Here is a 12,261-nt window from a genome sequence, read left to right as displayed (position 1 = left end):
GGTAAACCCGCTCCTACAGAGTTCAGTGCAGGCCATCCAGATGGCCTCCCCTCTTTATATTCAGGCTATGTGGCGTGCAGTGTACCACTGGCGCCCAATCGTCGCCCTGAACGCTCAATTCAAGCCAAGTTGGGCCCAGATCCGCCGCACCTCTCGGCGCTCGTCGGCGAACTGCGCGGCGTCGATCACCCCGGCCTGCTTCTGCAAGGCCTGGCGGTGCGACGCCGAGCGGAACGCCTTGTACACCTCGCGCAACAATACCGCATCGCTGGCAGGCAGCAGCCCGGCCTGCTCGAGCTCTTCGAGAATGCGGATATTGTCGGTCCAGCGCAGCAGCGCCGGGTGATCGTGCGACCAGGCCAGCGCGGCGTACTGGACCATGAACTCGATGTCGACGATACCGCCGGCATCCTGCTTGATGTCGAACGGCACGCCCGCGTCGAAGGCATTGGCGCCGGTGCCGGCGACGGTCAGCTTGGTGCCCAGGTTGTCGCGCATCTTGGCGCGCATCTCGCTGACGTCCACCCGCAGTTTATCCAGGTCACGGGCCTGCCCCAGGACCTGCGCGCGCACCGCCTCGAAGGCCGTGGTCACCTGCTTGCAGCCGACCAGTACCCGTGCGCGCACCAGTGCCTGGTGCTCCCAGGTCCAGGCCTCGGCCTGCTGGTAACGCTCGAACGCCCCCAGTGAGCTGACCAACAGCCCCGAAGCCCCCGACGGGCGCAGGCGCATGTCGACGTCATACAGCTGGCCGGAGTTGGTCTGGGTGGTCAGCAGGTGAATGATCCGCTGGCCCAGGCGGGTGAAGAACTGCGCGCTGTCGATCGGCTTGGCGCCGTCGGTTTCGGCATGCAGGTCGCCGTCGTGGATGAACACCAGGTCGAGGTCCGAACCATGGCCCAGCTCGATGCCGCCGACCTTGCCGTAGCCGACGATGATGAAGTCCGGGTCGCAAGGGCTGCCGTCGCTGCGCCTGGGCTGGCCATGGCGCGCCACGGTCTGACGCCAGGCCAGGGCCAGCACCTGGTCGAGGATCGCTTCGGCGAGCCAGGTCAAATAGTCGCTGACTTTCATCAAGGGCAGGTTGCCGCTGATTTCCGAGGCGGCCACCCGCAGGCTGTGCGCCAGCTTGAAGTGGCGCAGGGCCTCCATCTGCTGCTCGAGGTCATCCTCGGGGATCCGCGTCAGCCGTTCACGCAGCTCAGAGGCCAGCTCCGGCGCCAGCGGCGGGCTGAACAGCCGGCCTTCGTTGAGCAGTTCGTCGAGCAGCAGCGGGTAGCGGGCGATCTGCTCGGCGATCCACGGGCTGGCGGCGCACAGCGTCAGCAGCCGGCGCAGCGCGCCAGGGTTTTCAGTCAGCAGCACCAGGTACGCCGAACGCCGCGCCACGGCCTCGACCAGCGGCAACACCCGCTCCAGTACCAGGTCAGGGTTGGCGTGTTCGACCGCCTGGGCCAGCAGCCGTGGGATGAACGCATCGAGCCGCTCACGGCCCAGGCGCTGCATCGAGCGCAACTGCGGGCTGGCGCGCAACCCGGCCAACCGGCGCAGGGCATCGGCAGGCTGCCGGAAACCCGCCTCCTCCAGCTGACGGCAGGCCGCCTCTTCATCCTGCGCCTGCTCCCACAACGGCGACCACTCGCCGCCGACCACCAGCTCACCTTCGCCTTCGTCCTCATCCGGGTCGGCGATCACCTGGCGGAAATGCCAGTCGATGCGCCCACGCCAGTACATCAGTTGCTCGTGGAAGCTGCTCCAGTCGGCAAAGCCGAGCATGAAGGCAACACGGGCGCGGTCGGTCTCGTCTTCCGGGAGCATCTGTGTCTGGCGGTCGGCGATGGCCTGGATGGCGTGCTCGGTGTACCGCAGGAACTCATAACCCTCGCGCAGCTCGGCGACCACCGCCGGCGGCAGGTAGCCCTGCCCTTCGAGGGTGGCGAGGACCTTGAGCAACGGCCGCTGCTGCAGGCTCAGGTCGCGCCCGCCATGGATCAGCTGGAACGCCTGGGCGATGAACTCGACTTCGCGGATGCCGCCCGCGCCCAGCTTGATGTTGTCGGCCATGCCCTTGCGGCGGACTTCCTGCTGGATCAGCTGCTTCATGGTGCGCAGCGCTTCGATCGCCGAGAAGTCCAGGTACCGGCGGTACACGAACGGGCGCAGCATCTCCTGCAACTGGGCGCCGGCGGCCTGGTCACCGGCCACCACCCGCGCCTTGATCATGGCGTAGCGTTCCCAGTCACGGCCCTGGTCCTGGTAATACTGCTCGAGCGCATTGAACGACAACACCAGGGCGCCGGCCGAGCCGTACGGGCGCAGGCGCATGTCGACGCGAAACACGAAGCCGTCGACGGTCACTGGGTCGAGCGCCTTGATCAGGCGCTGGCCCAGGCGAGTAAAGAACTCCTGGTTGTCCAGCGAACGCTTGACCCCTTCGGTCTCGCCGCCCTCGGGGTAGGCGAAGATCAGGTCGATGTCAGACGACAGGTTCAGCTCGACGGCGCCGAGCTTGCCCATGCCCAGCACGACCATGTGCTGCGCCTCACCGCTGCGGTGGCCGATCGGCGTACCGAACTGCTGGCAATGGCGCGGGTACAGCCACTGATAAGCCTGGTCGATGCTGGCATCGGCCAGGTCTGAAAGGTCGCGGCAGGTTTCGCCGAGCGCCGCCTGGCGGGTCAGGTCGCGCCAGATGATCCGCAGTTGCTGGCGGTTGCGCGCGCGGCGCAGGTTGCGCGCCAGCTCCTCTTCGCTCTGCGCCGCCTGGGCCACCGCCGCAATCTGCGCGCACAGCTCACCGGGGGCGTACGCCCGCTCCAGCTCACCACTGCCGAGCAGCTCGAACAGCACAGCCGGTTCACGCTGGGCCTGGCCCAGGACAAAGTCACTGGCCGCCGCCACCTGATCGAACTGCTGGCGATGAAGCGCGCTCAGCGTTTGCAGGTCGAGCTCGGCGTGAAGGGTGACGGCGTCGCCCAGGATCTGCTGGTTGCGGGCGACCAGTGGTTGCAGGGCGGCAGGCAGATCGAGCGGCAAAGGCAGGCGCATGGACTATCCTTGATCGGCGTGAAAGAGAGGGCTGAATGCGGTCGCGGCGGTGCGGGACCCCGGTTGGACTGTCATACAAAAGTTGGAAATAGCTGAAACACTCGAATCGTTGGCAAGAATCATCTCAAATCACCCGCCTCGAACACACCGGCAACCAACATGAACGTTTTTCCCCACAACCCGAGGTGCGACCAAACGCCGCATTTCTGTAGTATTACTACTACCCCGACCGTGTAAAAGCATGAAATGCGAAAGCTTTTGTAGTAAAACTACACGGCGCCGGATGACAGTCCGGTAATCCAAGAATTCACGACGTCTGCCCATAAGGCCAGTCGCAAACTCAGGCAGCCGATTCTGGTTGCCTTTCCGCCCTGGAGCAAGCCATGCAAGACCTCGATCCAATCGAAACCCAGGAATGGCTGGATGCCCTGGAGTCGGTCCTCGACAAAGAAGGCGAAGACCGCGCTCATTACCTGATGACCCGTATGGGCGAGCTGGCCACCCGCAGTGGCTCCCAGCTGCCGTATGCGATCACCACGCCATACCGCAACACCATCCCTGTCACCCACGAAGCACGCATGCCTGGCGACCTGTTCATGGAACGCCGCATTCGCTCGTTGGTGCGTTGGAACGCCCTGGCCATGGTCATGCGCACCAACCTGAAGGATTCGGACCTGGGCGGACACATCTCGAGCTTCGCCTCCAGTGCCACCCTGTATGACATCGGCTTCAACTACTTCTTCCAGGCTCCGACCGACGAGCACGGCGGCGACCTGATCTTCTTCCAGGGCCACGCCTCGCCTGGCGTCTACGCCCGTGCCTTCATGGAAGGCCGGATCAGCGAAGACCAGATGAACAACTTCCGTCAGGAAGTCGATGGCAAGGGTCTGTCCTCGTACCCGCACCCTTGGCTGATGCCGGACTTCTGGCAGTTCCCGACCGTTTCGATGGGTCTGGGCCCGATCCAGGCGATCTACCAGGCTCGCTTCATGAAGTACCTCGAAGCGCGCGGCTACATCCCGGCCGGCAAGCAGAAGGTCTGGTGCTTCATGGGCGACGGCGAGTGCGACGAGCCGGAATCCCTCGGCGCGATCTCCCTGGCTGGCCGCGAGAAACTGGACAACCTGATCTTCGTCATCAACTGCAACCTGCAGCGCCTCGACGGCCCGGTTCGCGGTAACGGCAAGATCATCCAGGAACTCGAAGGCGTGTTCCGTGGCGGTGGCTGGAACGTCAACAAAGTGGTCTGGGGCCGTTTCTGGGACCCACTGCTGGCCAAGGACGTCGACGGTATCCTGCAGCGTCGCATGGACGAAGTCATCGACGGCGAGTACCAGAACTACAAGGCCAAGGACGGCGCGTACGTCCGTCAGCACTTCTTCAACACCCCGGAACTCAAGGCCATGGTCGAAGACCTGTCCGACGACGAGATCTGGAAGCTCAACCGTGGCGGCCACGACCCGTACAAGGTCTACGCGGCGTACCACCAGGCTGTGAACCACAAGGACCAGCCGACCGTCATCCTGGCCAAGACCATCAAGGGTTACGGCACCGGTGCTGGCGAAGCCAAGAACACCGCGCACAACACCAAGAAGGTCGACGTCGACAGCCTGCGTCACTTCCGCGATCGTTTCGACATCCCGGTCAAGGACGATGAGCTCGAAAGCCTGCCGTTCTTCAAGCCTGAGCCTGGCAGCGCCGAAGCGCGTTACCTGGCCGAGCGCCGCACCGCGCTGGGTGGTTTCGTGCCGCAGCGCCGCGAGAAGAGCATCAGCATCCCGACCCCGCCACTGGAAACCCTGAAGGCGATCCTGGACGGCTCGGGCGACCGTGAAATCTCCACCACCATGGCCTTCGTGCGGATCCTCGCGCAGCTGGTCAAGGACAAGGAGATCGGTCAGCGCATCGTGCCGATCATCCCGGACGAAGCCCGTACCTTCGGTATGGAAGGCATGTTCCGCCAGCTGGGCATCTACTCGTCGGTCGGCCAGCTCTACGAGCCAGTCGATAAAGACCAGGTGATGTTCTACCGCGAAGACAAGAAGGGCCAGATCCTCGAGGAAGGCATCAACGAAGCCGGCGCCATGTCGTCGTTCATCGCGGCCGGTACCTCGTACTCGAACCACAACCAGCCGATGCTGCCGTTCTACATCTTCTACTCGATGTTCGGCTTCCAGCGTATCGGTGACCTGGCCTGGGCCGCTGGCGACAGCCGCACCCGCGGCTTCCTGATCGGCGGTACCGCCGGCCGTACCACCCTCAACGGTGAAGGCCTGCAGCACGAAGACGGTCACAGCCACCTGCTGGCCGGGACCATCCCGAACTGCCGCACCTATGATCCGACCTACGGCTACGAGCTGGCGGTGATCATCCAGGACGGCATGAAGAAGATGACCGAAGAGCAACAGGACATCTTCTACTACATCACCGTGATGAACGAATCCTACCAGCAGCCGGCTATCCCGGCCGGTGTCGAGGAAGGTATCGTCAAGGGCATGTACCTGCTCGAGGAAGACACCCGCGACGCGGCGCACCACGTTCAGCTGATGGGCTCCGGCACCATCCTGCGTGAAGTCCGTGAAGCGGCGAAGATCCTGCGTGAAGAGTTCAACGTCGGCGCCGACGTGTGGAGCGTTACCAGCTTCAACGAACTGCGTCGCGACGGCCTGGCCGTAGAACGCGCCAACCGCCTCAAGCCTGGCCAGAAGCCACAGCAGACTTACGTCGAGCAGTGCCTGACCGGTCGCAAGGGTCCGGTTATCGCATCGACCGACTACATGAAGATTTTTGCCGAGCAGATCCGTCAGTGGGTGCCGAGCAAAGAGTTCAAAGTCCTGGGTACCGATGGCTTCGGTCGCAGCGACAGCCGCAAGAAGCTGCGTCACTTCTTCGAAGTCGACCGTCACTTCGTCGTGCTGGCTGCCCTGGAAGCCTTGGCTGACCGTGGCGAGATCGAACCCAAGGTGGTGGCGGATGCCATCGTCAAGTTCGGCATCGACCCGGACAAGCGCAACCCACTGGACTGCTGAGGAGTATTTTTAAGTGAGCGAACTCATTCGCGTACCTGACATCGGCAGCGGTGAAGGTGAAATCATCGAGCTGTTCGTCAAGGTCGGCGACCGCATCGAGGCTGACCAGAGCCTGCTGACCCTGGAGTCCGACAAGGCCTCCATGGAGATCCCTGCCCCCAAGGCCGGTATCGTCAAAGAGCTGAAGGTCAAGCTGGGCGATCGCCTGAAAGAAGGCGACGAGCTGCTGGTCCTGGAAGTCGAGGGCGCTTCGGCGTCCGAGGCTCCGGCCGCCGCCGCTGCGCCTGCCGCTGAAGAAAAACCGGCTGCCGCGCCTGCCGCTGCCGCCGAGGCTGCTCCTGCTCCGGCCGCAGCCCCTGCTGCTGCCACCGTGCAGGACATCCACGTGCCGGACATCGGCTCGTCGGGCAAGGCCAAGATCATCGAAGTGCTGGTCAAGGCCGGCGACACCGTCGAAGCCGACCAGTCGCTGATCACCCTGGAGTCCGACAAGGCCTCCATGGAGATCCCTTCGCCCGCCGCTGGCGTGGTCGAAGAAGTGATCGTCAAGCTGGACGACGAAGTCGGTACCGGCGACCTGATCCTCAAGCTGAAGATCGCTGGCGCCGCCCCGGCTGCTGCCCCGGCCCAAGCTGCCGCGCCTGCGCCAGCCAAGGCTGAAGCCGCACCGGCTGCTGCCGCCCCTGCCGCTGCCCCGGCTGCACCTGCGCCTGCCGCTGCCGCTCCGGCTGCCGCGAGCAACGCCAAGGTCCACGCGGGCCCGGCAGTGCGTCAGCTGGCCCGTGAATTCGGTGTCGAGCTGAGCGCTGTGTCGGCCTCCGGCCCGCACGGCCGGATCCTCAAGGAAGACGTGCAGGTGTACGTCAAGGCGATGATGCAGAAGGCCAAGGAAGCACCGGCAGCCGCCGCGGCGACCGGTGGTGCTGGCATCCCGCCGATCCCGGTGGTCGACTTCAGCAAGTTCGGTGAAATCGAAGAAGTACCGATGACCCGCCTGATGCAGGTCGGCGCTGCCAACCTGCACCGCAGCTGGCTGAACGTGCCGCACGTGACTCAGTTCGACTCGGCCGACATCACCGAGCTGGAAGCCTTCCGCGTGGCCCAGAAGGCCGTGGCAGAAAAGGCCGGCGTCAAGCTGACCGTGCTGCCACTGCTGCTCAAGGCCTGCGCCCACCTGCTCAAGGAGCTGCCGGACTTCAACAGTTCGCTGGCGCCAAGCGGCAAGGCGATCATCCGCAAGAAGTACGTCAACGTCGGTTTCGCCGTCGACACCCCGGATGGTCTGCTGGTCCCGGTGATCAAGAACGTCGACCAGAAGAGCCTGCTGCAACTGGCAGCCGAAGCCGCGGCGCTGGCTGAAAAAGCCCGCACCAAGAAGCTCTCGGCAGACGAGATGCAAGGCGCCTGCTTCACCATCTCCAGCCTCGGTCACATTGGCGGCACCGGCTTCACGCCGATCGTCAACGCGCCTGAAGTGGCGATCCTGGGTGTGTCCAAGGCGACCATCCAGCCGGTCTGGGATGGCAAGGCCTTCCAGCCCAAGCTGATGCTGCCGCTGTCGCTGTCGTACGATCACCGTGTGATCAACGGCGCCGCCGCCGCGCGCTTCACCAAGCGCCTGAGCGACCTGCTGGGCGACATCCGTACCATCTTGCTGTAACGCTGCAGCCTGCCCCTCCCTGGAGGGGCAGTACCCTTTTCGAGCTGCCACGCTCGTACCTCAACCCCGCCCCTGGCGGGGCTTTTTTTTGCCTGCCGTTTACGCCTGCGCGACCTGCGCTGACGCGGCTTGGAGGTCAAGAATCCCGACAATCTGCCGACAACCTGTTGATAGCACCCTATGGCCGCTTGCCAGCCTCCAGGACATCATGCAACCTTGCCAGATGCGCCGCCGTACAGGCCCGCGCCACCCTCTTCAAGCGAGTCGTCGATGAAAAGCCAACCCGATGCCGCCAGCCGTGTGGCGGCCGAGGTCGTCACGCAGCTCCCCGTGCCTTCGCGGCTCGGCATGCTGCGTTTCGAACGGCTCAATGAAGCCAATTGGGCGATGCTCTACCTCGACCCCGCCTGCGAGCGCCAGTTCGGCCTGCCCGCCGCCGAGCTGTGTGCGCTGATCGGTTCGCCCTTCGCCAGCCTGATGGAGCCCGAAGCGCGCTACCGGCTGCACGACGAAATCCAGCTGCAACTGTCGCGCCGCGGCTATTACCGGGTGCGCTATACCCTGCACGCCAGCCCTGCACCGCTGCGCCTGCTGGAAACCGGTGAAGCCTACAAGCAACACGGCCGCCAACTGCTGCGCGGCTACCTGGCGGTGCTCGACGACGCCGGCGAAGACAGCCCCGAGGTCGCCGCCAGCGACCTCGAAACCCGTAACAACCGCCTGCAGATCGCCCTGCAGCTGAACCAGCGGGCCCAGCAGGAGCAGCTCGAACACCTGGAGCGAGTGCGCGCCCAGCAAGACCTGATCCTGCGCCTCGCGCGCCAGCGCTACAGTGCCAACAACTCGCTGCTCGAAGCCGCCGAGCTGATCACCCAGAGCGCCTGCGAGATCTACAAGGTCCACTGCGCGAGCATCTGGTACCTGCACGACCAGCGCCTGGAGCCGATCAGCGCCTGGCATCGGCTCGAACAAAAGCACCGCCTGCCCGAGCCGATCGACGCCAGCCGCTTCCCCGACTACCTCGACGCCCTGCACGCCAGCCGCGCCATCGACGCGCACAATGCCAGCAACGACCCGCGCACCCGCGAAGTGGCCCAGACCCTCTATCCGACCGCCAACAACGCCATGCTCGACGCCAGTGTCCGCGTCGACGGCCAGGTGGTCGGCGTGGTGTGCCTGGAGCAGCGGGGTACCACGCGCGCCTGGCAGTCCGACGAAATCGCCTTTGCCGGCGAGCTGGCCGACCAGTTCGCCCAGGTCATCACCAACCACAACCGGCGCACCGCGGCGAGCGCGCTGCACCTGTTCCAGCGCGCGGTCGAGCAGAGCGCCAGCGCGTTCCTGCTGGTCAACCGCGACGGCGTGGTCGAGTACGTCAACCCGAGCTTCACGGCGATCACCCAGTACAGCACCGACGAAGTCCAGGGCCACCGCCTGGCGGAGCTGCCTGCCCTGGAAAACCTCAGCGAGCTGCTGTTCGACTCGCCCTCGAGCCTGGACATGGGCAACAGCTGGCAAGGCGAATTCAAGAGCCGGCGCAAGAACCTCGAGCCCTACTGGGGCCAGCTGTCGATCTCCAAGGTGTATGGCGACAACCGTGAGCTGACCCACTACATCGGCATCTACGAAGACATCACCCAGACCAAGCTGGCCCAGCAGCGCATCGAGCGCCTGGCCTACACCGACAACCTGACCAACCTGGGCAACCGACCGGCGTTCATCCGCAACCTCGACGAGCGCTTCGCCCGCGACGGCCAGACGGCGATCTGCCTGCTGCTGGTGGACATCGACAACTTCAAGCGGATCAACGACAGCCTCGGCCACCACACCGGCGACAAACTGCTGGTGAGCCTGGCCCGACGCCTGCGCAACAGCCTCAGTGCCGGCGGCATCCTGGCCCGCTTTGCCAGTAACGAGTTTGCCGTGCTGCTCGACAACATCAGCCTGGAGGACGGCCAGATCCTGGCCCAGCAGTTGCTGCACACCCTCGACAAGCCGATGTTCGTCGACAATCAGCTGATCAACGTCACCGCCTCCGTGGGCCTTGCCTGCGCGCCGCTGCACGGCAGCGACCCGCAGACCCTGATGAAGAACGCAGGCCTGGCACTGCACAAGGCCAAGGCCAACGGCAAGCACCAGGTCCAGGTGTTCACCGAGGTGCTCAACGCCGAGGCCAGCTACAAGCTGTTCGTCGAGAACAACCTGCGCCGCGCCCTGACCCAGAACGAGCTCGAGGTGTTCTACCAGCCCAAGCTGTGCCTGCGCAGCGGCCGCCTGCTCGGCCTCGAGGCGCTGCTGCGCTGGAACCACCCGGAACGCGGCATGATCCGCCCCGACCAGTTCATCAGCGTCGCCGAAGAAACCGGCCTGATCATCCCCATCGGCAAGTGGGTGGTGCGCCAGTCGTGCCGCATGAGCCTGGAGCTGCGCGAGGCCGGCATGGGCAACCTGCACGTGGCCATCAACCTCTCGCCCAAGCAGTTCTCCGACCCCGAGCTGGTCAGCTCGATCGGCACCATCATCCGCGAAGAGGCCTTGCCGCCGCACCTGCTCGAGCTGGAGCTGACCGAAGGCCTGCTGCTGGAGGCCACCGAAGACACCCACCGCCAGCTCGACGAACTCAAGGCACTGGGCCTGACCCTGGCCATGGACGACTTCGGCACCGGTTATTCGTCGCTGAGCTACCTGAAGAAGTTTCCGATCGACATCATCAAGATCGACCGCAGCTTCATCAACGAGATCCCCGACAACCAGGACGACATGGAGATCACCTCGGCGGTGGTGGCCATGGCCCACAACCTCAAGCTCAAGGTCGTGGCGGAAGGCATCGAGACCGCCGAGCAGCTGGCGTTTCTGCGTCGGCACCGCTGTGATGTCGGCCAGGGTTACCTGTTCGACCGGCCGATCCCGGGGCGCGAGCTGGTGGAACGGCTGCGGCGTTATCCGCGAGGTCCGGTGGACTGACAGCGGCGCTGTAGTCGTGCACTATTAGCCATAGCGTCGGCCCCTTCGCGGGTAAACCCGCTCCTACAGGGTTCCTGCAATGCCCAGATTTTGGGCTTTGCGCAGAACCTGTGGGAGCGGGCTTGCCCGCGAAGAAGCCCCCCCATTCTCGACTTGGAAAACAGAGGAACAGTCATGGTCCTGCGTTCGGAAATCCTGGTGAACAAAAACGTCCTGCCCACCGCGGAACAGGCCCTGCCTGGCCGTGAAACGCCGATGAGCCTGCCCGAGAAGCACTTCGTCTTCGAAGACACGCCCCTGCTCGGCCCATTCTTCGACGATGTCGATTTCGCCATCTTCGGCCTCGGCTGCTTCTGGGGCGCCGAGCGCCGCTTCTGGCAGCGCGACGGCGTGGTCAGCACCGTGGTCGGCTATGCCGGCGGCACCACCCCCAACCCGACCTACGAAGAAGTCTGCTCGGGCCTGACCGGCCACACCGAAGTGGTGCTGGTGGTGTTCGACAAGGCCAAGGTCAGCTACGGCGAACTGCTGGCGATGTTCTGGGAGCTGCACAACCCGACCCAAGGCATGCGCCAGGGCAACGACATCGGCACCCAGTACCGTTCGGCGATCTTCTGCACCAGCCCTGAGCAGCTGGAGCAGGCCCAGGCCAGCCAGGCGGCCTACCAGGCCGAGCTGGACAAGGCCGGTTTCGGCCCGATCACCACCGAGATCGACCAGGCGCCGACCGTCTACTTCGCCGAGGCCTACCACCAGCAGTACCTGGCCAAGAACCCCAACGGCTACTGCGGCATCGGCGGTACCGGTGTCTGCCTGCCACCTAGCCTGCAAGGCAACTGAGGGCAACTTATGGCCACCATGACCCTGTTCCACTCGCCCTTGTCGCCGTTCGTGCGCAAGGTGATGGTCGTGCTGCACGAGACCGGCCAGCTCGGCCGCGTGCAGCTGCAGGCGGTCAATGTCAGCCCGGTGGCGGGCGACGACCAGCTCAACCGCGGCAACCCGATCGGCAAGATCCCCGCGTTGCGCCTGGAAGACGGCCATGTGCTGCATGACAGCCGGGTGATCTGCGAGTACCTCGATACCCAGCATGTCGGCCTGCCGCTGATCCCGCGGCAAGGCTCGGCGCGCTGGCGCCGGCTGACCCTCGCCTCGCAGGCAGACGCGATCATGGACGCCGCGGTATCGACGCGCTATGAGACGTTTCTGCGGCCTGCGGACAAGCGCTGGGACGGTTGGGTCGAGGCGCAGGGCGAGAAGATCCGCCGCAGCCTGGCCAACCTCGAGCAGGAGCACCTGGCTGAGCTGATCTCGGGGTTCGATATCGTGGCCATCGGCGTGGCCTGTGCGTTGGGTTATCTCGACCTGCGCCAGCCCGACTTTGGCTGGCGTGACCAGCAGCCGGGGTTGGCTGCCTGGTATGCCGAGGTGATCAAGCGGCCGTCGATGGTCGCCACGGCGCCGGTGGCCTGAAACTCCTGGGGCCGCTCTGCGGCCCTTCGCGGGTGAAGCCCGCTCCCACAGGTACTGCGCTTTACTCCAGGCCGGCGCGGGGCCTGT

6 protein-coding genes are annotated in these 12,261 nt (G+C 64.9%); 5 read left to right on the top strand and 1 reads right to left on the bottom strand.

Annotation, left to right across the window (positions count from 1 at the left end; genetic code table 11):
• Positions 1-114 precede the first annotated feature (114 nt).
• A complete protein-coding gene (gene glnE / locus CCOS865_RS02555; RefSeq protein WP_119137613.1) occupies positions 115-3,048 on the bottom strand; it encodes a bifunctional [glutamate--ammonia ligase]-adenylyl-L-tyrosine phosphorylase/[glutamate--ammonia-ligase] adenylyltransferase in 2,934 nt (977 codons plus the stop codon).
• 383 nt (positions 3,049-3,431) lie between these two features.
• Between glnE and aceE the strand changes: the two genes are divergently transcribed.
• The 5 genes from aceE to CCOS865_RS02525 all read left to right on the top strand — a co-directional run bounded on the left by aceE (position 3,432) and on the right by CCOS865_RS02525 (position 12,174).
• A complete protein-coding gene (gene aceE / locus CCOS865_RS02550) occupies positions 3,432-6,077 on the top strand; it encodes a pyruvate dehydrogenase (acetyl-transferring), homodimeric type (RefSeq protein WP_119137611.1) in 2,646 nt (881 codons plus the stop codon).
• 13 nt (positions 6,078-6,090) lie between these two features.
• The gene (aceF, locus tag CCOS865_RS02545) at positions 6,091-7,737 is read left to right on the top strand and encodes a dihydrolipoyllysine-residue acetyltransferase (protein WP_119137609.1); all 1,647 of its coding nucleotides are present in this window, start codon (positions 6,091-6,093) and stop codon (positions 7,735-7,737) included.
• 270 nt (positions 7,738-8,007) lie between these two features.
• The gene (locus CCOS865_RS02540) at positions 8,008-10,701 is read left to right on the top strand and encodes a putative bifunctional diguanylate cyclase/phosphodiesterase (RefSeq protein ID WP_119137607.1); all 2,694 of its coding nucleotides are present in this window, start codon (positions 8,008-8,010) and stop codon (positions 10,699-10,701) included.
• 174 nt (positions 10,702-10,875) lie between these two features.
• Positions 10,876-11,541 carry a peptide-methionine (S)-S-oxide reductase MsrA gene (gene msrA, locus CCOS865_RS02530; RefSeq protein ID WP_119137605.1) on the top strand — a complete coding sequence of 222 codons (666 nt, stop codon included), beginning with the start codon at positions 10,876-10,878 and terminating at the stop codon, positions 11,539-11,541.
• 9 nt (positions 11,542-11,550) lie between these two features.
• The gene (locus tag CCOS865_RS02525) at positions 11,551-12,174 is read left to right on the top strand and encodes a glutathione S-transferase (RefSeq protein ID WP_119137603.1); all 624 of its coding nucleotides are present in this window, start codon (positions 11,551-11,553) and stop codon (positions 12,172-12,174) included.
• The last annotated feature ends 87 nt before the right edge of the window (positions 12,175-12,261 follow it).

Origin of the sequence: Pseudomonas reidholzensis (genome assembly GCF_900536025.1) — a bacterium.
In the GTDB taxonomy this organism is placed as follows: domain Bacteria; phylum Pseudomonadota; class Gammaproteobacteria; order Pseudomonadales; family Pseudomonadaceae; genus Aquipseudomonas; species Aquipseudomonas reidholzensis.
The sequence above is the reverse complement of the archived record's forward strand: the minus strand, read 5'-3'. Positions and strand labels throughout refer to the sequence as shown.

What these genes read in the sequence shown, in the direction of transcription:
- CCOS865_RS02540 (WP_119137607.1), top strand. Translation starts at nt 8,008, where the DNA reads ATGAAAAGCCAACCCGATGCCGCCAGCCGTGTGGCGGCCGAGGTCGTC.
- CCOS865_RS02525 (WP_119137603.1), top strand. Translation starts at nt 11,551, where the DNA reads ATGGCCACCATGACCCTGTTCCACTCGCCCTTGTCGCCGTTCGTGCGC.
- aceE (WP_119137611.1), top strand. Translation starts at nt 3,432, where the DNA reads ATGCAAGACCTCGATCCAATCGAAACCCAGGAATGGCTGGATGCCCTG.
- msrA (WP_119137605.1), top strand. Translation starts at nt 10,876, where the DNA reads ATGGTCCTGCGTTCGGAAATCCTGGTGAACAAAAACGTCCTGCCCACC.
- glnE (WP_119137613.1), bottom strand. Translation starts at nt 3,048, where the DNA reads ATGCGCCTGCCTTTGCCGCTCGATCTGCCTGCCGCCCTGCAACCACTG.